Raw genomic sequence first — 21,010 nt, 5'->3', positions numbered from 1 at the left:
CGGTTCGTGCTCGGCCAGTCTACCCGCAGCACGACGCCGCCCGGCCCCGGAACGGGAGCGGGCGGCGTCGTGGGCGGCGGCACACGCGGTGCCGCGGTGCGCGCTACTTCGCGGTGAAGCGGGGGAAGGCGGAGGCGCCCGCGTACGTTGCGGAGTCCCCCAGCTCCTCCTCGATGCGCAGCAGCTGGTTGTACTTGGCCACGCGCTCGGAACGGGCGGGAGCGCCGGTCTTGATCTGGCCCGCGTTCACGGCCACCGCGATGTCGGCGATGGTGGTGTCCTCGGTCTCACCGGAACGGTGCGAGATCATGCAGCGGTAGCCGTTGCGCTGGGCGAGCTCCACGGCGTCGAAGGTCTCGGTCAGGGAGCCGATCTGGTTGACCTTCACGAGCAGCGCGTTGGCCACGTGCTCGTCGATGCCGCGGGCGAGGCGCTCGGGGTTGGTCACGAAGAGGTCGTCCCCCACGAGCTGCACCGTGTCCCCGATGTGCTCGGTGAGCGTGGCCCAGCCCTGCCAGTCGTCCTCGTCCAGGGGGTCCTCGATGGACACGAGCGGGTACCTCGCCACGAGGTCCGCGAAGTAGGCGGACATCTCCTCGGCGGAGCGCTTCTTGCCCTCGAAGGTGTACGTGCCCTGCTCGAAGAACTCGGAGGAGGCCACGTCCAGGGCGAGGGCGATGTCGCGGCCCGGCGTGTACCCGGCCTTCTCGATGGCCTCGAGGATGAGGTCCAGCGCCGCCGCGTTGGAGTCGAGGTTCGGCGCGAAGCCGCCCTCGTCCCCGAGGCCCGTGGACAGGCCGCGGTCCTTCAGCACGGCCTTGAGGCTGTGGTAGACCTCCACGCCCCAGCGCAGGGCCTCCGAGAACGTGGACGCGCCAATGGGGGCGATCATGAACTCCTGGATGTCCACGTTGGAGTCCGCGTGGGAGCCGCCGTTGAGGATGTTCATCATGGGCACGGGCAGCACGTGCGCGTTGGGCCCGCCCAGGTACTTGTAGAGCTCCAGGTCCGCGGAGCTCGCCGCGGCGCGGGCGATCGCCATGGAGGCGCCCAGGATCGCGTTGGCACCCAGCTTGGCCTTGTTGTCGGTGCCGTCGAGCTCGAGCATGGCCTGGTCCACGGCGCGCTGGTCGGAGGCGTCCAGACCCACCACGGCCTGCTCCAGCTCCTCGTCCACGGCGTGCACGGCGTCCAGGACACCCTTGCCCTGGTAGACGTTCTTGTCGCCGTCGCGGCGCTCCACGGCCTCGAACTCACCGGTGGACGCGCCCGAGGGAACCGCCGCACGGCCGTAGCTGCCGTCGTCCAGCAGGGCCTCCACCTCGACCGTGGGGTTGCCGCGGGAATCCAGGATCTGGCGGGCCTGCAGCCCAATGATCATTGCCATGAAAATCTCCTTGTCGGTCGTCGACCCGTGGGGCCGTTCGCGCCCCGGCTCCCAGCCTACCGAGCGCTCCTGGGTGGCTGCGAGACGCGCGGTGGCTGTCCGCTCTCAGCCGTCGAGCGGCCCGTCGTTCTCGGCCACGTAGCGGCGCACCGCGGCGCGCAGGGCGCGCTCGGCGTCCAGACCCCGGGCGGAGGCCGCCTCGACCCGGCGCAGCAGCTGCTCGCCCAGCTCGCGCTCCTCCGCCGCGCGTTGCCCGGCACCCGGCTCGGGGCCCACGGGGGTCACCCCGGGGACGCCGTGGCGCCGTGCCTTGGACAGTGCCTTCTCCGCGAGCGCGAGCGCGGGCAGTGCCGGGGGGATCCCGTCGAAGACCCGGGTGCGCTGCGGCTTCTCCTCCCGCTTCACGGCGTCCCAGCGTGCGGACAGCTCCGCGGTGCTCGGCCGTTCCGTGCCCGACGACGCCGCGGCGCCCCCGGACGCCGAGGCCCCTCCGCGCCCGGTCCGGTCCGCGGAGTCACCCGCCGCACCGGCCGCGGCTTCCCGCGCGACGCCCTCTGCCGCCGCGGCGGTGGGGTCCCCCGGTGCGGGAGGTGGGCCGCTCTCCGGTGCCGCCGCACAGCCGGGCTCCCGGTCGAACACGCCGGGGTGGCGGCGGACGAGCTTCTCGGTCACCGCGGTCACCACGTCCGTGACGTCGAAGCGCTGCTCCCCCTGGTGCTCCTGCCCGATCCGGGCGTGGAACACCACCTGCAGCAGCACGTCCCCGAGCTCCTCCACCAGCTCGTCGCGGCGCCGCGCGGAGGGCTCCAGCGCCTCGACCGCCTCGACGACCTCGTACGCCTCCTCCACGAGGTAGCGCAGCAGGGACTCGTGGGTCTGCTCCGCGTCCCACGGGCAGCCGCCCGGGGAGCGCAGCGTGTCCATGACGGCCACGAGCCGTTCGAACTGCGCCCCGGGGCCGGCCGCCGCGCTCACGCGTCCTCCCCCGTGACGCGGTGTTCGAGCCACTGCTGGTAGGCCAGTGGCACGAACGCCGCGCGCGCCGCGTTGCGCTGCACCCGCAGCTCGTCCTCCGGCGTCCACCCCGCCTCGGCACGCAGCCGGTGCAGCTCGTGGCTCACCGAGGTGCCGCTCATGAGCCTGTTGTCCGGTGAGATGGTCACCGTGAAGCCGTCCCGCAGCATCCGCGTCACGGGGTGCTCCGCGATGCCCTCGCCCCAGGCGGCGCTCGCGCCGGTCTGCAGGTTCGAGCACGGGCAGACCTCCAGCGCGATCCGGCGGTCCCGGATCCACCGCGAGAGCTCGGAGACGCCCTCCCGGTCCTCGTCCAGCAGCCGCACGCCGTGTCCCAGGCGCAGGGCCCGGCCGCTGTCCAGCGCGTCCGCCACGGACTCCGCCCCCGCGGCCTCCCCCGCGTGCAGGGTCACCGGGATACGGTGCGCGGCGAGCAGGTCGAGGGCCGGGCGGTGCGCGGAGACGGGGAAACCGTCCTCGGGCCCGGCGAGGTCGAAGGCGACCACCGCGCCCGGTTCCGGCTCCCCGGGGAGCCGGCCGTGCGTCGTCGTGGTGGTGGGCTGCCCACCGCCGGCGGACGACGCCGCCGCGCCCGCGTGGCGCACCACGAGCTCGGCGATCTCGAGCGAACGGTCCAGGTGGCGCATGGCGCACAGGATCTGCACCACCGAGATGTGCCCGCCCGCGGCCTTCACCTCCGCGACGCCCTCCGCCAGACCGGACCGGACCGCCTCGACGGCCCCGTCCAGGGAGAGGCCGCCCGCCACGTGCTGCTCGGGCGCCCACCGCACCTCCGAGTGCACGATGCCCTCGGCGGCGCAGTCCGCGACGTACTCGCGAGCCACACGGCGCAGTGCGTCCGGGGTCTGCATGACCGCCACGGTGTGGGAGAAGGTCTCCAGGTAGCGCGTGAGGCTGCCCGAGTCCGCGCTGTCGCGGAACCACCGGCCCAGCGCGGCCGGCTCCGTGGCGGGCAGCTCGTGGTGGGCCGCCGCGGCGAGCGCCACGACCGTGGCGGGGCGCAGCGCGCCGTCCAGGTGGTCGTGGAGGCAGACGAGTCCGTGTGGCCCGAGGGCCCCGTCCACGGTGCGGACGGGGCCCTCGGGGCTGCCCTGCGAGGTCATGCTCAGTAGTTCCAGTCCTGCAGGGCCTCGTTCACGTGCTGCGGGATGTTGGAGCCCGTGCGGGGGTACATGCGCAGCTCCTCCAGGTAGTTCTGACCCGGCAGCCGCTGCTCGTAGCGCACGAAGGCCTCCTCGTCCGAGTAGTCGAACGTGAGCTCCGGCGGGACGCCCGGGCGGAAACGGAACATCATGGCCAGCGGGGCTCCGGAGCCCTCCACGTAGGAGTCGTCCTTGAGCTCCTGGACCTTCAGCTGGTCCTCGGGCACCAGGTCGAACGTGGGCCGCTGGTCCCAGAAGCCGTTGAGGCGCACGTGGGTCAGGGCGTCGTAGTAGGTGCCGAGCGCGCGCACGCGGATCAGCACCGTGGAGACGTCACGCGCGGTGCCGTTCTCCCCGAACAGGTGGCGCTGCGCGTCCGCGAGGCGGCCCAGCACGTCACCCGTGGTGAGCACCAGGTTGCCCGGCGCGAGCGCGTCCGGGTCGAGCTCCGGCTGGGCCTCGGGGGCACGGTAGGACGGGGAGACGTCCGTGGCCGTGGCCAGCTGCGGCGCATCGGAGGGGTCGTCCTCGGGGTCCATCGTGGCCCCTGCGGGCACGAGCGGCTCCGCGGTGTCGGTGCCGAACGCGGACTCGTCCACGTGGGCCGGCAGCTCATCGGAGCCACCAGCCCGGTCCTGGGAGTCCACCTCGCCCGGCACGGTGCCGTGCGCACCGTCCTGGTCGTGGTGGTCGCCGTGCGCCTCGGCGGGCAGGCCGTCCCCCGGGGCCGGCGTGTCCTCGAAGTGCGCGGTGTCCTCGGCGGGGGCTGCGTCCTCGGCGGCGGCCGTCTCGTCGGCGGAGTCCGCGCCGTCCCGCTGGTGCGCGGCGTAGCCGGCTCCGGCGAGCCCCGCACCCGCGGCCGTGCCCGCGAGGGCCGCACCGCCGCCGTGGGACTCGGGGGATCCAGTGGACTCGGACGCGAGGGAGTGCTCCGGCGCGGTGTGCGTCCCGGCCACCACGTCACCGGACTCCGCGGGCTGGGTGCCGTGCTCGTCCACCACACGCACGGCGTCCTCGGCGGCGTCGTGGCGCTCGTGCGCGCCGAGGGCGGCCTCTTCCACCGGCGCCGCGGTGCGGTCCTCGGCGGCGCCGCCCACGGGTTCGTGGGTGGCCGCGGCGTCGCGGTCCGTGGAGCGCAGGTCGGTGCCCTGGTGGGCGGCGGCAGCGGTGCCGGGCCCGGCCGCGACGTCGTCCGCGGTGTGGTCCTCGGGGAGGCCGTGGGCCGTCCCGTTCGGGGTCCCGGCGGCATCGCTCGTACCGCCCACACCGGCGTGGCCGTGCGTGAAGTGCTCTGTGCGGGATTCCCCGTTGGGGTAGTCGTAGCTCACGGTGATGTCCCGGCGGCCGTCGTCCGGCGCCGCGACCACGAGGTCCAGCTGCCGCCACGGCCCCACCGGGGTGCTCATGGCCTGGGTGTAGAGGTCCGCGACGTCGTCGAACAGCGGGGACCCCTGGTCCACCGTGCCGTTCTCCACCTCGTCCTCGCCCTCGCCCACGGACTGCCGGGTCTGGTGGGTCATGATGTTGCCGGACTGCACGAGGGTGAGCCGGGCACGGTCCGCGCCGCGGGACAGCAGAAGCTCCACGAGGTGGGTCAGCGCGCCCTTCTCGGGCAGCGGGGTGGTCTCGCGCTCGGGCGGACGCCGCTCGGCGTCCTGGGCGTGCCCGGCCTCCGCGGTGTGCCCCGCGGGCTGCTGCTCGAGCGGGGACTGCCGCCCGGGCTCGGTGGGGCGCGCGCCCGGCGACGGCTGGGGCGTCGGGGCGTCGTGTTTGGTGCTGCGGAACAGATCTCTCAGACCCACGTGTGTGTTTCCCTTCCAGAGCCGGGCTCGGTTTCGTGGCCAGTATAGGCGCGGTGCCACGGGCCCACCCGAGGGCGGGGATCCCGCCGGGTCCCGTGGAGCACACGGGTGGACCGTGCCCGTCCGGTCGATCCGCGCCGCGTCCCCGGACCCCGGTCGGGCCCGGGAGCCGCCGGGGCGCCGCGACCTACAGGTTCTCCGGCCCGAACGCGTCCGGGAGCACCTGGTCCATGGGGCGCACACCGCTCACGGTGAGCAGCTGCATGCCGGGCGCGCGGTGCTCGTAGAGCAGCTGCCGGCAGCGCCCGCACGGCATGAGCACGTCACCGTTGCCGTCCACGCACACGAAGGCGGAGAGCTTGCCGCCGCCCGACATGAACAGGGCGCTCACCAGGGAGCACTCGGCGCACAACGTCACCCCGTAGGAGGCGTTCTCGATGTTCGCTCCCGTGACCACTCGGCCGTCGTCCACGAGGGCCGCCGCTCCCACGGGAAAGCGGGAGTAGGGCGAGTAGGAGTGCTCCAGGGCGCCGGTGGCCGCCCGCTGCAGCTGCCGCCAGGTCGCCTCGTCCACCGTGGTCCGCTCATCCGTCATGGTCCTTGCTCCGTTCGTCGGTCGTCGGTCGTCGTGCTGGTGCTGGTGCTGGTGCTCGTGCTGGTGCTGGTGCTCGTGCTGGTGCTGGTGCTCGTGCTGGGACGATTCTGCCGCGCGGGGAGGGCTCTTCACCCGCGGACCGCGCGGCGGCGTCGTCACTCCTTCACGTAGGGCTCCCCGGAGGCCGCGGGACCGCGTGAACGGCCCACCAGCCCGGCCACGGCGAGGATGGTGACGACGTACGGGAGCATGGCCAGGAACTGGCTGGGCACGGGCGTGCCCAGGAAGGAGAGGATGGACTCCAGGTTGGAGGCGAAGCCGAACAGCAGGGACGCCAGCAGGGCGCCCACCGGGTTCCAGCGCCCGAAGATCAGCGCCGCCAGGGCGATGTACCCGGAACCCGCGGTCATGTCCCGGGTGAACGCGGAGACAGAGACGAGGGTGTAGAACGCACCGCCGAGTCCGGCGACGGCGCCGCCGAGCAGCACGTTGCGCACTCGCAGCGCGTTCACCGGCACCCCGAGGGTGTCGGCGGCCTTGGGGTGCTCCCCCACCGCGCGCGTGCGCAGTCCCCAGCGGGTCCGGTAGAGGGCGAACCACACCACGGCCACCGTGGCGTACATGAGGTAGCCGATCACGGACTGGTCGAAGAGCACGGGGCCCACCACCGGGATCTCCGCGAGCAGCGGGATGCGCACGTGCGGCAGCCGCGGCGGGGAGTTGAACAGCTCGGCGCTGGGCTGCAGGACCGTGGCGAAGAGGAACCCGGTGAGCCCGGAGACCAGCACGTTCAGCACCACCCCCACGATCACCTGGTTCACGCGGTAGCGGATGGCGAACAGGGCGAGCACCACCGACACGAGCACCGAGCCCAGCACGGCCGCGAGCAGGCCCACCCAGGGGCTGCCGGAGACCGTGGCCGCGACGGCGGCGGAGAAGGCCCCGAAGAGCAGCTGCGCCTCGATCGCGATGTTGACCACGCCGGAGCGCTCGCACAGCAGGCCGCCCAGGGAGCCGAACACGAGCGGGGTGGCCAGGGCCACGGATCCGGCGAGCAGAGCGGTCAGGGAGATGCTCGGGGTCTGGGCCGTGCCCACGATCCACACCAGGAACCCCGCTACGAAGGCGAGGCCCGCGAGCACCATGGCCCAGCGCGGCAGTGCCCGGGCCCGCACGCCGGCGGCCACCGCGAGCGCCGCGAGCACCGCCGTGACCACCCAGCCGAAGGGTGCGGCGGCCACCTCCATGTCGGGAAGCCGCACGGCGTCGCCCGTCTCGGAGAACCGGAACTGGACCTCCCGTGCGGAGGTGTGCAGCGCGAAGACCAGGAAGGAGACGAGCGCGAGGATGCCCAGTCCGATCGCGGGGCGGTAGGTGCGCACCCCCACGGCGCGGTTGGCCGCCGAGGTGGCGAGGTCGGCGTCGGGCGCGGGCCCACGGGGAGCCGGTGCGTGGGAGGTGGGCTGGGACGCTGTGGTGCTCACGCGGCCTCCTGCGAGTGGGTGCTCGCGCGCGAGCGGCGCACGGCGAAGGTGAACAGCGGCGGCAGTGCGACGAAGAGCACGATGAGGGACTGCACCACCAGGACGATGTCGATGTTGGTGCCCGTCATGGACTGCATGGTCACGCCCCCGGCGCGGAACGCCCCGTAGAGGATGCCCGCGAAGAACGTGCCCCAGGGTGTGGAGCGGCCCAGCAGGGCCACGGTGATCGCGTCGAAGCCGAAGGAGGCCGCGACACCCGCCGTGAGCGAGTGCTCGGTGCCGGACACCTGCGCGGTGCCCGCGAGACCCGCGAGCAGCCCCGCCAGCAGCATGACCACCACGAAGCCGCGGGTCACGGAGATCCCCGCCGTGTGCGCGGCCCGCGGGTTCGCGCCCACGGCACGCAGCTCGAAGCCCACGGTGGAGCGGTGGAGCAGCCAGGCCACGGCCACCGTGGCGAGCACCGCCAGCGCGAAACCCCAGTGCAGCCGGAAGTGCTCGCCCAGGAGCTTGGGGAACATCGCGGTCCCGTCCACGGCGGGACTGATGGGGTTGGACGACCCCTCGCGCTGGAAGCTCGGCAGCGTGAGCAGCCACGCCACGAGGTTCAGGGCCACGTAGTTGAGCATGATCGTGAGGATCACCTCGTGGGCGCCGGTCCGGGCCTTGACGAGACCCACGATCCCGCCCCACACGGCCCCGCCCAGCGCTCCCGCCGCCACGACCGCGATCAGGTGGATCCCCGCGGGCAGGTGCCACGAGAAGCCCACCCACGCCGCGAGCGTGGCGCCGACCAGGATCTGGCCCTGGGCACCGATGTTGAACAGCCCGGCCCGGAACGCCAGCGCGACGCCCAGCCCCGCGAGGATGAGTGGCGTGCCCACGGTGAGTGTCTCCGTGAAGGGGTAGATCCGGTCCGCGAACGTGGCCCCGGACGGGTTGTACACGGCGCCGTGGAACATGGCCACGTAGGCGCTGGAGGCCGCCGTCCACATCGCGGACAGGGTGTCACCGGGACGCGCGAAGAAGTACCCCGCCGCATCTCGGACCTTCTCGTCCGTGACGGCGATCAGCAGGCCGCCCAGGACCAGCGCGACCACCACGGCGAGCACCGACTGCACGGTGGAGCCCAGCAGGGTGCGGCGGTGCTCGCCCGCGGCGAGCTCGGTGGGCGGCGGGGCGGAGACCTGGTCGGCCCCGGCCGGTGCGGTGGTGGCGCTCATGCCGTGGGGTTCCCCTCGTGTCGGTCGGCCGGGGCCGTTCGCCCGGTCGGGCTCGTCGGTTCGGACGGGGTGGGCGGCGCGGCCGTGGGCGGCAGGGGGTTCGTGGTCCCGCGGTCGGTGCCACCCGACAGGGTGCCCGGCGCCGCGGCGTCGTCGTCCCCCGCGTGGTCCCAGGGCGCCGCGGGCAGGACGGACTCCGCGGGTTCCCCGGCCATCATGCGTCCGAGGGCTTCACGCGGGGTGTCCGGGCCCACGATGCCCATGAGGCGACCGTGGAAGAACACCGCGATCCGGTCCGCGAGTGCGTAGACCTCGTCCAGCTCGGTGGAGACGATGAGCACCGCGGTGCCCTTGTCCCGCTCGGCCACGATGCGCTCGTGGATGAACTCGATGGACCCCACGTCCACGCCGCGCGTGGGCTGGGAGGCCACGAAGAGCTTGAGCGGGCGCCCCAGTTCACGGGCGATCACCACCTTCTGCTGGTTGCCTCCCGACAGCGTGGCCACGGGCGAGTCCACGGAGCCGGCGCGGATGTCGTACTCGGCCACCTCGGACCCCGCGTGCTGGGCGATCGCTCCCAGGCGCAGTGAGGGCCCGGCGGCGAACGAGCGCTCGTGGCAGCGGTCCAGCACCAGGTTTTCTGCCACGGAGAACGAGCCCACGAGCCCGTCCGTGGAGCGGTCCTCGGGCACGAAGCCGACCCCTCGCGCCAGCACGTCCCGGGTCCTGAGTCCCGTGAGCTCGTGCCCGTCCAGCCGGACCGAGCCGGTGACCCGCTCCTCCAGGCCCACCAGCGCCCGGGTCAGCTCGGTCTGCCCGTTGCCCTGGACTCCGGCCACCGCGAGGATCTCCCCGGGCGCCACGTCGAAGTCCACGCCGTCCAGCAGGACGACGCCGTTGTCCCCCACCACCGTGAGGTCCCGCACCTCCAGCGCGGCCCCGGTGGCGAGCGCGGGGGTCTTGTCCACCGTGAGGGAGACGTCGCGGCCCACCATGAGGGCGGCGAGCTCGTCCGTGCTCGTCTCCGGGCCCACCCGGCCCACCACGCGCCCGCGGCGGATCACGGTGATCACGTCCGAGACCGCACGCACCTCCCGCAGCTTGTGGGAGATGAACACGATCGAGGTGCCGCCGTCCCTCAGCTGCCGCATGATGGCGAGCAGCTCGTCCGTCTCCCGAGGGGTCAGCACCGCCGTGGGCTCGTCGAGGATGAGCACCTCGGCGTCCCGCACGAGGGCCTTGATGATCTCCACGCGCTGCTGCACACCGACGGGGAGGTCCTCCACCACGGCGTCCGGGTCCACGGCGAAGCCGTAGCGCTGCGAGATCTCCCGGATCCGGGCGCGGGTGGTCGCGAGGTCAAGGGACGCGCCCCGGGTGCTCTCGTGCCCCAGCGCCACGTTCTCCGCCACGGTGAAGACCGGGATCAGCATGAAGTGCTGGTGCACCATGCCGATCCCGGCCGCCATGGCGTCCCCCGGACCGCTGAAGGCCACGGGCTCGCCGTCGATCTCCACGGTCCCGGAGGTGGGCTCGTACAGCCCGTAGAGGACGTTCATCAGGGTGGACTTGCCCGCCCCGTTCTCCCCGAGCAGACAGTGGATCTGGTGGGGCTCCACCGTGAGGTCCACGCGGTCGTTGGCGGTGAAGTCACCGAACTTCTTGGTGACGTCCCTGAGTCTCAGCTGCACGCTCTGCGCTCCTGCCCGTGGCGCCCGGTCAGGACTTCGGGGCGTTCTTGGACTCCACCGTGACCTTGTGGTCGATGATGTCCTGCTTGAGCTGCTGGACCTGCTTGTCGAGGTCCTCGCCCACCTTCTCCTGCTGGTCGTGGTACGGGGCCAGGCCCACGCCGCCGTTCTCCAGGGTGCCCACGTACTGGGTGTTGTCGAACTTCCCGTCCGCGGCCTGGGTGACCACGTCCTCCACGGAGGTGGACATCTCCTTGAGCACGGAGGTGAGCAGGTACTCCTTGCCGGAGTCCAGCGTCTCGTAGCCGTCCGTGTCCGGCCAGATCAGACGCACGTTCTTGCTGCCCTTGTTCGCCTCGGTGACCGCGTCCACGGTGCCCTGGGCCGCCTGGCCGGCCACCGGCAGCACCACGTCCGCACCGTCACCGATCAGGTTCTGGGTCACGGTCTTGGCCTTGGACGAGTCCTGGAAGGAGCTGAGGAACGTGCCGTTCTGGGAGTCCTTGTTCCAGCCGAGGACCTTCACGTCCTTCTTGTTCTTCTCGTTGTAGTACTTCACACCGTCCGCGAAGCCGTCCATGAACACGGTCACGGTGGGGATGTCCATGCCGCCGTACGTGGCCACCTTCCCGGTCTCGGAGGTCCCCGCGGCGAGGTAGCCCGCGAGGAACGCGGCCTCGGCGGTGTTGTAGACGATCGGCTTGACGTTCTCCGCCTTGATGGAGTTGTCGTCCACGATCGCGAAGTGCTTGTCCGGGTTGGCTCCGGCCACCTTCTTGGTGGTGTCCGCGAGGAGGAATCCCACGGACACGGTCAGGTTGCAGCCCTGCTGGGCCATGGACGTCAGGTTCGGCTCGAACTCGGTCTCGGACTGCGACTCGGCCTGGCTGACCTTGATGCCCTTGTGCTCCTCCGCGGCCTTCAGACCTTCGTAGGAGCTCTGGTTGAACGAGCGGTCCTGGAATCCGCCGTCGTCGGAGACGATGCAGCCCTTGAAGTCCGAGGCCTGGCTGCTGTCCCCGGAGGCACCAGGGGCCGCGCCGCAGCCGGCGAGCGTGAGGCCGGTGACCCCGGCCAGTCCGAGCGCACCCAGGGTGCGGAAACGACGAGTGATCATGGGGTCCTCCGGAGGATCGGGCTCGGGGAAGCCGTGCGGTTGGGAGCCGGGGCGTTGCGCCCGGCGGCCGAGGTGACCGGCGGCTCCCTTCGCGTCCTCGCGTGAGTCACCGTCACCTCCCCTGACCGGGAGCGGACGACGGCGCCGCGTGGACTCCGCGCGCCTCCTCACCGGGGCGGTGTGGTGCGGTGCGCACGGCCGCCCGGAAAGTGACCCGGGTCATAGGTCCGCCCAGTGTAGCCCGTGAGCCGACCGTGCGTGTCCCCCACCGCGGCGTGTCACTCCTCGGGGATCTCGAGGGTCTGCGTGGCATCGCTGAGTTCACGCACCCGCAGCCGCACGGCGCGCAGGGCGGTGGAGGCCATCACCTGGACACCGCAGCGGATCGCCTCCTCCTGGGGGGAGTAGTCGGACTGGTGCAGGTCGTAGGTGCGGCCGCCGGGCTCACGGGTGCCGAGTCGCATCATGGCGCCGGGCACGTGCTGCAGGAACCACGCGAAGTCCTCCCCGCCCATGGACTGCTCCACGAGCAGGATGCTCTCCTCGCCGAGCTCGGCGCGCGCGGCGATCTCCAGCAGGGTGGTCTCGGTCTCCCCGTTCACGACCGGGGGCACGCCGCGGATGTGCTCCAGGTCCACGTTCACGCCGTAGGGCGCGGCCACCTGGCCCACCACCTCGTCGAGCATCTCGCCCGCCTGGTACCACGCGTCCGCATCCAGGCAGCGCATGGTCCCGGCCATGAAGCCGGACATGGGGATCGCGTTGGGCGCCACCCCGGCGTGGATCTGCCCCCACACCACCGCCACGCCGGAGCGGACGTCCACCCGCCGGGACAGCACCGCGGGCACGTCGATGGCGATCTGGCTCATCGCGTAGACGAGATCCTCGGTGAGGTGCGGGCGGGACGTGTGCCCGCCGCGGCCCGAGAGCTCGATCCGGATGGTGTCCGAGGCCGAGGTGATGGCGCCGATCCGGGTGCCCACCTGGCCCACGTCCACCTTGGGCTCGCAGTGCAGCGCGAACATGCGCGGCACCCCCGAGAGCACGTTCTGCCGGATGATGCTGAGCGCCCCGCCGGGCAGCTTCTCCTCGGCGGGCTGGAACACGATCCGCACGGTCCCCGCGAAGGGCGAGGAGCGGTGCAGGTCCGCGAGCACCCGGGCCACCCCGAGCATCACCGTGGTGTGGATGTCGTGGCCGCACGCGTGCATGACGCCCTCGTTGATGGAGGCGTAGTCCAGGCCCGTGTCCTCCAGAATGGGCAGTGCGTCGATGTCCGCGCGCAGCCCCACCATCACGGGCCCCCGGCCCACGTCCACGTAGCACCCGGTGCGCTCGAAGCGCACGGGGTGCAGCCCGGAGGCCTCCAGGGCGTTCACGATCCGCTCGGTGGTCCGGTACTCCTCGTAGGACAGCTCCGGGTGGCGGTGCACGTCACGGCGGAACCGGATGAGGTCCGGGAGGTAGTGGCTGAGCAGGGGCCCGATCGCGGGGGGCAGCCCCACGTCGTCGGCGGAGGGCAGCGGCAGGTCCAACATGCCTGTCAGCGTACCGCCGTGGAGCCCCGGTGCCTCCGCGCGCGTCACGGGGCGTCAGAGGACGTCCGTGTCCCCGTTGCGCTTGAGGGAGTCCACCGCGTTCTTCACGCGCTGCGCGTGCTCCGCGGTGGTGACCAGCAGGGCGTCCGGGGTGTCCACCACCACGATGTCCTGCACTCCGATCAGGGCCACGAGCCGCCCGGTGTCGGAGACCACGATGCCCGAGGACTCGTCCGCGAGCACACGGTTGTTCTGCCCCAGGATGGAGACCTGCGAGTCCGTCCGGGGATCCACCTTGTTGAGGCGGTTGATCGCCGCGAAGTCCCCCACGTCCTCCCAGGTGAAGTCGCCGGGGACCATGGCCACCGCACCGGCGGCCGCCGCGGGCTCGGCCACGGCGTAGTCGATCGCCGTCTTGGTCAGCGTGGGCCACACCTCGTCCACCACGGCGTCGCGCTCGGGGGTGTCCCACGCGTCCGCGATCCGGTCCAGTCCCCTGGCCAGCTCGGGCTCGCTCTCCCGCAGGTAGTGCAGCATGAGTCCCACCGGGGCCACGAACATCCCGGCGTTCCACGTGTAGCGTCCGCTCGCCACGTACTGGCGTGCGGTGGCCTCGTCGGGCTTCTCCACGAACTGCTCCACGGCCAGTGCGTGCGGGGCCCCCGCCAGACCCAGCGACTCCCCCGCCTTGATGTAGCCGAAGCCCGTGGCCGGGGAGGACGGGGTGATCCCGATCGTCACGATCCGCCCGGTGTCCGCTGCCAGCACCGCCTCCCGCACGACCGCCTGGAACGCCTCGGCCGGCTCCACCACGTGGTCCGCGGCGAACGAGCCGATGACGGCGGTGGGATCCCGACGCTCGATGAGCGTGCACGCCAGACCGATGGCCGCCGCCGAGTCCTTGGGGGACGGCTCCAGCACGAGGTCGCTGCCCGTGAGCTCGGGCAGCTGCTCCTGCACCGCACCCGCGTGCGAGCGTCCCGTGACCACCATGATGGGCCCGTCCGTGAGCGCGGCCAGCCGGTCGTAGGTGGCGCGCAGCAGGGAGGAGCCGGAGCCCGTGAGGTCCAGCAGGAACTTGGGCGCGTCCGCGCGGGAGAGGGGCCACAGCCGTGAGCCCACGCCGCCCGCGGGGATGAACGGATGGAATCGTTGCAATGGCGAAGTCACGACCGACAGTGTACGGCCCGACCCGCGCCGTTCAGCGGATCGTCACGCCGTGACCTCCCCCGGGTTCCGCCGCATCCCCCGTCCGGGGGACGTCCGTCCCCGGGGTAAGCCCCCCGACAATGCTCCGGATTGGGGCACCCCGAACTGCGCTAATTCCGCACCAGGACGCCGTTCTGGGGATGGCGACACGTTGTCAGTGAACTCCCGGGAGGCTGGTATCTTGGGTGGGAAATACCGCATCATCCATGACAGAGCCAGCCAGGGCTCCGCCATCGCCGTGCACCCGCGCGAGAACGCTTCCGTTGGTCACCGACCACCAGTGCGCACGACGACGAGCGACACAGGGAGGACATTCCGTGGCGAACTCATCCAGGGGCACCCTTTACCGCGGCCAGTACGGCATGTGGTCGTGGGTAGCCCACCGCATTACCGGCGTGGCCATCTTCTTCTTCTTGCTGGTCCACGTTCTCGACACCGCTCTCGTGCGGGTATCCCCCGAGGCGTACAACGCAGTGATTGCCACCTACAAGAACCCCGTCATGGGCCTGGGCGAGGCCGGTCTGGTGGCCGCGATCGTCTACCACGCCTTCAACGGCCTGCGCATCATCCTGATCGACTTCTGGAAGGGCGGGACCAAGAACCAGAAGGGCCTGCTCTGGGGCGTCCTCGCCCTCTGGGTCATCGTGATGATCCCGTTCCTCATCCGTCACCTGTCAGTCGTATTCGGGGGTTGATACCGTGAGCACTCCTCTCAAGACCAAGATCTCAGTCCCCCGCAGCCGCGACCTCGAGGTGGACGGCGTCAAGTACAACCGCGCCGGGTCCTCCCGCAGCAGCTTCGAGATGTTCGCGTGGCTGTTCATGCGCATGTCCGGCGTGGTCCTCATCGTGCTGGTCTTCGGCCACCTCTTCGTCAACCTCATGGTGGGCGAGGGTGTGCACGCCGTGGACTTCGGCTTCGTGGGCGGCAAGTGGGCCAGCCCCTTCTGGCAGGTCTGGGACCTCGTCATGCTGTGGCTCGCCATGCTGCACGGCACCAACGGCATGCGCACGATCATCGACGACTACGCCGGTCGGGCCACCACGCGCTTCTGGCTGAAGGTCCTGCTGTTCGTGGCCTCCGCGTTCGTCATCCTGCTGGGCACCATGGTGATCTTCACCTTCGAGCCCTGCCCCGCCGGAGCCGATCCCTCCCTGCTGGCGTCCTTCTGCTCCGCGCAGTGACCCGGTGAACGGTGGCGGCCACTCGGCCCCACCGTTCGCGGCCGTTCCCGGTCCCTGATCGACACCGCACTTCTCTCACTCACCCACGTAGAAAGAACATCTGGTATGCAGGTTCACAAGTACGATGTGGTAATCGTCGGCGCCGGTGGCGCCGGCATGCGTGCCGCCATTGAGTCCGGCCAGCGCGCCCGCACCGCCGTGCTGACCAAGCTCTACCCCACCCGCTCCCACACGGGCGCCGCCCAGGGCGGCATGTGCGCCGCCCTCGCGAACGTCGAGGAGGACAACTGGGAGTGGCACACGTTCGACACCGTCAAGGGCGGCGACTACCTGGTGGACCAGGACGCCGCCGAGGTCATGGCCAAGGAGGCCATCGACGCGGTGCTGGACCTGGAGCACATGGGACTGCCCTTCAACCGCACCCCCGAGGGCAAGATCGACCAGCGCCGCTTCGGCGGCCACACCCGTGACCACGGCAAGAACCCCGTGCGGCGCGCGTGCTACGCCGCGGACCGCACCGGTCACATGATCCTGCAGACCCTCTACCAGACGTGCATCAAGCACAACGTGGAGTTCTTCAACGAGTACTACGTCCTGGACCTGATCATGGTGGACACCCCCGAGGGCCGCCGGCCCGCGGGCGTGGTGTCCTACGAGCTCGCCACCGGTGAGTTGCACGTGTTCCAGGCCAAGTCCGTGGTGTTCGCCTCCGGCGGTGCAGGCAAGGTCTTCAAGACCACGTCCAACGCCCACACCCTCACGGGCGACGGCATGGCCATCGCCTTCCGCAACGGGCTGCCGCTGGAGGACATGGAGTTCGTCCAGTTCCACCCCACGGGCCTTGCGGGACTCGGCATCCTGGTCTCGGAGGCCGCCCGCGGTGAGGGCGGCATCCTGCGCAACTCCGAGGGTGAGCGCTTCATGGAGCGCTACGCCCCCACCATCAAGGACCTGGCGCCCCGCGACATCGTGGCCCGCTCCATGGCCAACGAGGTCCGCGAGGGCCGCGGCTGCGGTCCCAACAAGGACTACGTGCTGCTGGACCTCACGCACCTGGAGCCCGCACACATCGACGCCAAGCTGCCGGACATCACGGAGTTCGCCCGCACCTACCTCGGTGTGGAGCCCTACACCGAGCCGGTGCCCGTGTTCCCCACCGCGCACTACTGCATGGGCGGCATCCCCACGGACATCAAGGGCGAGGTCTTCCAGGACTCCGAGACCACCATCCCCGGCCTGTACGCCGCCGGCGAGGTGGCCTGCGTGTCCGTGCACGGCTCCAACCGCCTGGGCACCAACTCGTTGCTGGACATCAACGTGTTCGGCAAGCGCGCGGGCATCTTCGCGGCCGAGTACGCGCAGACCGCCGAGTTCCTGCCCGTTCCCGACGACGCCACCGCCCGCACGGAGGCGCTGCTCGACAATGCGCGCAGCCCGCACGGCAACGAGAAGGTGGCCGCGATCCGCAAGGACCTGCAGGACACCATGGACCTGAACATGCAGGTGTTCCGCACGGCGGAGACCATCCAGAAGGCCCTCGACGACATCGCGGCGCTCGAGGCCCGCTACGCCAACATCTCCATCCAGGACCAGGGCAAGCGCTTCAACCTCGACCTGCTCGAGGCCGTGGAGCTGGGCTTCCTGCTGGAGCTGGCCAAGGTGATGTCCGTGGCCGCCCTGCACCGCGAGGAGTCGCGCGGCGGACACTTCCGCGAGGACTTCCCCGACCGCGACGACGAGAACTTCATGGTCCACTCCATGGTCTACGAGGACGCGTCGTCCGCCACCGCGGGGATCCGGCAGGAGACCAAGCCGGTGATCATGACCCGCTACGAGCCGATGGAGCGTAAGTACTGATGTCCACAGCAGTGACCGAGAACCAGAACCAGGACGCTCAGCAGCCCGGCGCCGAGGGTGAGCGGAGCATCCCCACGTACGACATCGTGCTCCAGGTCCGCCGCTACGATCCCGAGTTCGAGACCGAGGCGCACTGGGACGAGTGGAAGCTCACCATGTACGGCACGGACCGCGTGCTGGACGCCCTGCACAAGGTCAAGTGGGAGCTGGACGGCTCGCTGTCCTTCCGCCGCTCGTGCGCCCACGGAGTCTGCGGCTCGGACGCCATGCGCATCAACGGCCGCAACCGGCTCGCGTGCAAGACCCTGCTCAAGGACCTGGACCTGTCCAAGCCCATCACGGTGGAGCCCATCAAGGGCCTGCCGTGCGAGAAGGACCTGATCGTGGACATGGAGCCGTTCTTCCAGTCCTACCGCGAGATCATGCCGTTCCTGGTGAACGAGGACCACACGCCCACCGGCGAGCGGTTCCAGTCCCAGGAGGACCGCGAGCGCTTCGACGACACCACCAAGTGCATCCTGTGCGCGGCGTGCACGTCCTCGTGCCCCGTGTTCTGGACGGACGGGCAGTACTTCGGCCCCGCCGCGATCGTGAACGCGCACCGGTTCATCTTCGACTCGCGCGACCAGGCGGGTGACATGCGCCTGGAGATCCTCAACGACAAGGAAGGTGTGTGGCGCTGCCGCACCACCTTCAACTGCACCGAGGCGTGCCCCCGCGGCATCCAGGTGACCAAGGCCATTGCCGAGGTCAAGAAGGCGGTCTTCGCGTCCGCCCTGTGAGGCGGCAGACCCCCGCGTGACAGCGGCCCTGGAATCCTCCTGGATTCCGGGGCCGCTTCCTCATCTGGGCGCAGGCTCCGCCAGGGAGTCAGTCCCTCCGGCCCGCAGCGCTGCTCCCCGCCGTCGGCGCCCCGAAGTGTGGCGGGGCGCCGCCGCACACTCCCCGAGCGGCGTCGGGAAGGGCTGCGGCAGCCACCACCGTGACGGCGCGGTTCTCCCGCTCCGGCTGCGCGCGGGCCCCGCGGATGTCCGCCTGCACCACGGCGCCGGTGGCCGCCGCGAGCAGCAGCACCTGGCCGTAGATGTTGAACCAGAGCAGCACGCCCACGAGCACTGCCACGGACAGCAGGTAGGGATTGCCGGCGGTGCCTCCGATGACCTCGCTGCCCCCGTAGCGCAGTGCCTGCGAACCGAGAGCCCCCACCAGGACGGTGGCCAGCGCGGACTTGCGGTGCAGCTTCAGCTGGGCCACTCCCCGCACGAGGGAAAGGCTCAGCAAGCAGTCCACCACGAGTCCCACGGCGAAAGTGACGGCGGACTTGCCACCACCGTCGAGCCACGGCCGGACCCGGGTGAGCCCGATGTCGCCGAGCCAGCCGACCACGCCGTCCACGGCGCCGGAGGCCACGATGCTGACGGTCGCGGAGGCGAGCAGCAGGACTCCGATGACCACGAGCCACGCGAGGTCTCGGGGCACGGCCGCCATGGGAACGCCGGGCGCCGGGGGCAGTTCGAACATCCGGCGGGTGGCCAGCCGCACCCCGGCCACCCACCGCCAGGCCGTGAACAGCAGCACTGCCACGGCCACGGTGGAGGCCACGGAGAACGGGCCCGTGTTCTCCAGCAGGGCCAGGGGAATCACTCCGCCGCTGCCGTCCCCCACGTCCAAGAGCCCAGGGATGTTGGATGAGAGTCCCGCCACGAGCGTCTGCTGCAGCGCAGAGTTGGTGCCCAAGAACGTGGCGAGCGTGGCGAAGCAGATCACGAGCAGCGCCGTGGAGGCGAAGAGGAGCTGGTAGGCGAGACCCGCGGCCATGAGGGGGCCGCCGTGGAACATGTAGTGGGCCACGACGCGGACGGGGAACAGCGCCATGAAACGCGCGAACGCCCAGGCGAAGAAGGCGCCCGCACGTCGCCCGGGGGGCGCGCCGCGGGACGCGAGGTCTCGTCGCACGGCCCGTAGCCGGCGGTGCTCGGCGCGCAGCCCGGCCCGGTCCACGAGGGCCGGGACCACCGGCGGGGGGTCAGTGCGCGTCACGGCTGCGCTCGGCGGGGACACCGAACGGAATGCTCTCCCGCACGTGCCAGATCCCCTGCTCGTCCCCCTCGTAGAGGTGCACGCGGTCCACGAGGAAGCCCGCGGTGTAGGTGCGCAGCATCTGCTGGGCGCGGTCGAGCGTCTCGTCCGTGGCGCCGTGGGCCAGCGTGACGTGGGGGTGGAAGTCGAAGGGGGACGCGGACTCGATGTGCTCCGCGAGCAGCTCACGGTGCAGCGTCGTGCACTGCCCGGCACCGCGCTCCACCCTCAGGTACACCACCTGCGTGACGGGACGGAAGGTCCCCGTGCCGCGGATCTGCACGTGGAACGGCTCCCACCGTGCCGCCACCCGGCGCACGTGGGCCACGAGCTGCTCCCAGTTCCCGGCGACGGCCGTGATCATGAGGGTGATGTGCGCGGGTGCACTGCCGGCCTGGGCGTCCCCGAAGGACGCGCGCCAGTCCTGCACCTCCTGGCCCATGGGCTCGGGCAGCCGGATGACCACCCCGGCGTGGACCCGGCCCGGGAGCACGGTGGGAGAGGGCAATCCCTGGTTCACACGGACCTCCTCGGTTCGGCCGCGTCCCACCCTACCCCCACTACTGTGATCCACCGCACACCACCCCAGGTCCTCTCTCGCCGGATCACGCCGGATCACGCCGCGGGCAGGAAACCCATGCGCTCGTACACCTCGGTGAGCGTGCGGGAGGCGATGGCCCGGCCCTTCTGCGCGCCGCGGGCCAGCAGCCGGTCCAACTCGGCCGGGTCGTCGAGCAGCTCCTGGGCCCGCTGCTGGATGGGCTGCAGCGTCTGGGTCACCACGTCCGCGAGGTCCACCTTGAGGTGGCCGTACATCCTGCCCTCGTACTGCGCCTCGAGCGTCTCGATCGGGGTGCCGGTCAGCGAGGAGTAGACGGTCAGCAGGTTGGAGACACCGGGCTTGGTCTGCCGGTCGAAGCGCACCTCGGTGCCGTCGTCCGTGACGGCGGACTTGATCTTCTTCGCGTTGACCTTCGCGGTGTCCAGCAGCCGGACCAGTCCCGCGTCGGAGGGCGCGGACTTGGACATCTTGGCCGTGGGGTTCTGCAGGTCGTAGATCTTGGCGGAGTTCTCCAGGATCTTGGCGTCCGGCACCGCGAAGGTCTGCCCGAACCGCGAGTTGAAGCGCTGGGCGAGGGTGCGGGTGAGCTCCAGGTGCTGGCGCTGGTCCTCCCCCACCGGGACCTGGTTGGCCTGGTAGACCAGGATGTCCGCGGCCATCAGCACGGGGTAGGTGAACAGGCCCACCGTGGTGTTCTCCGCGCCCTGCTTCACGGACTTGTCCTTGAACTGCGTCATACGTGCGGCCTCGCCGTAGCCGGTGATGCAGTTGAGCACCCACGCGAGCTGGGTGTGCTCGGGCACCTGGGACTGGATCAGCAGCGTGGAGCGCTCGGGGTCGATGCCCGCGGCGATGTACTGCGCGGCCGTCACGCGGGTACGCTCCTGCATGGTGGCCGGGTCCTGCCCCGTGGTGATGGAGTGCAGGTCCGCCACGAAGAACACGCAGTCGTTCTCGTCCTGCATGTCCACCCAGTTGCGCAGGGCACCCACGTAGTTGCCCAGGTGCAGGGAGTCGGCGGAGGGCTGGACGCCGGAGACCACGCGCGGGGTCTGGTTCGCCGGGGTGCTGGTGTCGGTCACGGTGGCAGTCTTCTTTCGGTCG

18 protein-coding genes and 1 pseudogene are annotated in these 21,010 nt (G+C 71.2%); 5 read left to right on the top strand and 14 right to left on the bottom strand.

What is annotated here, in order from left to right; translation table 11 throughout:
• Nucleotides 1-103 precede the first annotated feature (103 nt).
• The 5 genes and pseudogenes from eno to EAE32_RS08680 all read right to left on the bottom strand — a co-directional run.
• Complete coding sequence (gene eno, locus EAE32_RS08700) at nt 104-1,387, bottom strand: phosphopyruvate hydratase (RefSeq protein WP_121864891.1); 1,284 nt, start codon at nt 1,385-1,387, stop codon at nt 104-106.
• Nucleotides 1,388-1,492: 105 nt separating this feature from the next.
• On the bottom strand, nt 1,493-2,362 hold the full coding sequence (locus EAE32_RS08695; RefSeq protein ID WP_424321739.1) for a MazG nucleotide pyrophosphohydrolase domain-containing protein: 870 nt from the start codon (nt 2,360-2,362) through the stop codon (nt 1,493-1,495).
• The gene (locus EAE32_RS08690; RefSeq protein ID WP_121845539.1) at nt 2,359-3,525 is read right to left on the bottom strand and encodes an adenosine deaminase; all 1,167 of its coding nucleotides are present in this window, start codon (nt 3,523-3,525) and stop codon (nt 2,359-2,361) included. The genes EAE32_RS08695 and EAE32_RS08690 overlap by 4 nt, the downstream gene beginning before the upstream one ends.
• A gap of 2 nt (nt 3,526-3,527) precedes the next feature.
• A complete protein-coding gene (locus EAE32_RS08685; RefSeq protein ID WP_121864890.1) occupies nt 3,528-5,366 on the bottom strand; it encodes a hypothetical protein in 1,839 nt (612 codons plus the stop codon).
• 187 nt (nt 5,367-5,553) lie between these two features.
• Nucleotides 5,554-6,000 (bottom strand): annotated as a pseudogene (locus EAE32_RS08680) (cytidine deaminase); the annotation flags it as partial.
• On the opposite strand from EAE32_RS08680, the gene EAE32_RS12155 reads away from it, so the two are divergent.
• Complete coding sequence (locus tag EAE32_RS12155; protein WP_341537804.1) at nt 5,995-6,132, top strand: hypothetical protein; 138 nt, start codon at nt 5,995-5,997, stop codon at nt 6,130-6,132. The pseudogene EAE32_RS08680 and the gene EAE32_RS12155 sit on opposite strands and share 6 nt — an antisense overlap.
• Here the strand turns inward: EAE32_RS12155 and EAE32_RS08675 are convergent.
• The 6 genes from EAE32_RS08675 to EAE32_RS08650 form a co-directional block, all read right to left on the bottom strand.
• On the bottom strand, nt 6,117-7,445 hold the full coding sequence (locus tag EAE32_RS08675; protein ID WP_121864889.1) for an ABC transporter permease: 1,329 nt from the start codon (nt 7,443-7,445) through the stop codon (nt 6,117-6,119). The two genes, EAE32_RS12155 and EAE32_RS08675, sit on opposite strands and share 16 nt — an antisense overlap.
• Nucleotides 7,442-8,668, bottom strand: a complete 1,227-nt coding sequence (locus tag EAE32_RS08670; protein ID WP_121864888.1) for an ABC transporter permease — start codon at nt 8,666-8,668, stop codon at nt 7,442-7,444. Before EAE32_RS08670 ends, EAE32_RS08675 begins: the two co-directional genes overlap by 4 nt.
• Entirely contained in the window at nt 8,665-10,359 is a 1,695-nt protein-coding gene (locus EAE32_RS08665) for an ABC transporter ATP-binding protein (protein ID WP_121845534.1), read from the bottom strand. Before EAE32_RS08665 ends, EAE32_RS08670 begins: the two co-directional genes overlap by 4 nt.
• Nucleotides 10,360-10,387: 28 nt before the next feature.
• The gene (locus EAE32_RS08660; protein WP_121845533.1) at nt 10,388-11,476 is read right to left on the bottom strand and encodes a BMP family lipoprotein; all 1,089 of its coding nucleotides are present in this window, start codon (nt 11,474-11,476) and stop codon (nt 10,388-10,390) included.
• Nucleotides 11,477-11,754: 278 nt separating this feature from the next.
• Nucleotides 11,755-13,014, bottom strand: coding sequence for an amidohydrolase (locus EAE32_RS08655; protein WP_165860488.1), 1,260 nt, complete (start codon nt 13,012-13,014; stop codon nt 11,755-11,757).
• A gap of 54 nt (nt 13,015-13,068) precedes the next feature.
• Entirely contained in the window at nt 13,069-14,184 is a 1,116-nt protein-coding gene (locus EAE32_RS08650; RefSeq protein WP_121864887.1) for a mannose-1-phosphate guanylyltransferase, read from the bottom strand.
• A gap of 356 nt (nt 14,185-14,540) precedes the next feature.
• On the opposite strand from EAE32_RS08650, the gene sdhC reads away from it, so the two are divergent.
• The 4 genes from sdhC (at nt 14,541) to EAE32_RS08630 (ending at nt 18,047) form a co-directional block, all read left to right on the top strand.
• The gene (gene sdhC, locus EAE32_RS08645) at nt 14,541-14,918 is read left to right on the top strand and encodes a succinate dehydrogenase, cytochrome b556 subunit (RefSeq protein ID WP_121845531.1); all 378 of its coding nucleotides are present in this window, start codon (nt 14,541-14,543) and stop codon (nt 14,916-14,918) included.
• Nucleotides 14,919-14,922: 4 nt separating this feature from the next.
• Nucleotides 14,923-15,408, top strand: coding sequence for a succinate dehydrogenase hydrophobic membrane anchor subunit (locus EAE32_RS08640; protein ID WP_121845530.1), 486 nt, complete (start codon nt 14,923-14,925; stop codon nt 15,406-15,408).
• A 105-nt stretch (nt 15,409-15,513) separates the two neighbouring features.
• Nucleotides 15,514-17,265 (top strand): succinate dehydrogenase flavoprotein subunit, encoded by a 1,752-nt coding sequence (sdhA, locus tag EAE32_RS08635; protein WP_121845529.1) that lies wholly within the window; start codon nt 15,514-15,516, stop codon nt 17,263-17,265.
• Nucleotides 17,265-18,047 (top strand): succinate dehydrogenase iron-sulfur subunit, encoded by a 783-nt coding sequence (locus EAE32_RS08630; protein ID WP_121864886.1) that lies wholly within the window; start codon nt 17,265-17,267, stop codon nt 18,045-18,047. Before sdhA ends, EAE32_RS08630 begins: the two co-directional genes overlap by 1 nt.
• Nucleotides 18,048-18,135: 88 nt before the next feature.
• On the opposite strand, the gene EAE32_RS08625 is transcribed toward EAE32_RS08630, so the two are convergent.
• From EAE32_RS08625 to trpS, 3 genes are all read right to left on the bottom strand, one after another.
• Complete coding sequence (locus EAE32_RS08625; RefSeq protein WP_121864885.1) at nt 18,136-19,305, bottom strand: YihY/virulence factor BrkB family protein; 1,170 nt, start codon at nt 19,303-19,305, stop codon at nt 18,136-18,138.
• On the bottom strand, nt 19,292-19,864 hold the full coding sequence (locus EAE32_RS08620; RefSeq protein ID WP_243635658.1) for a 2'-5' RNA ligase family protein: 573 nt from the start codon (nt 19,862-19,864) through the stop codon (nt 19,292-19,294). The genes EAE32_RS08625 and EAE32_RS08620 overlap by 14 nt, the downstream gene beginning before the upstream one ends.
• 95 nt (nt 19,865-19,959) lie before the next feature.
• Nucleotides 19,960-20,988: a tryptophan--tRNA ligase gene (trpS, locus tag EAE32_RS08615; RefSeq protein ID WP_121845526.1), complete on the bottom strand. Its 1,029-nt coding sequence runs from the start codon at nt 20,986-20,988 to the stop codon at nt 19,960-19,962.
• Nucleotides 20,989-21,010 lie beyond the last annotated feature (22 nt).

The sequence above is a fragment of the Kocuria tytonicola genome (assembly GCF_003687175.1).
In the GTDB taxonomy this organism is placed as follows: Bacteria; Actinomycetota; Actinomycetes; order Actinomycetales; family Micrococcaceae; genus Kocuria; species Kocuria tytonicola.
Note: the sequence above shows the minus strand (reverse complement) of the source record. Positions and strands in the feature narration are given on the sequence as shown.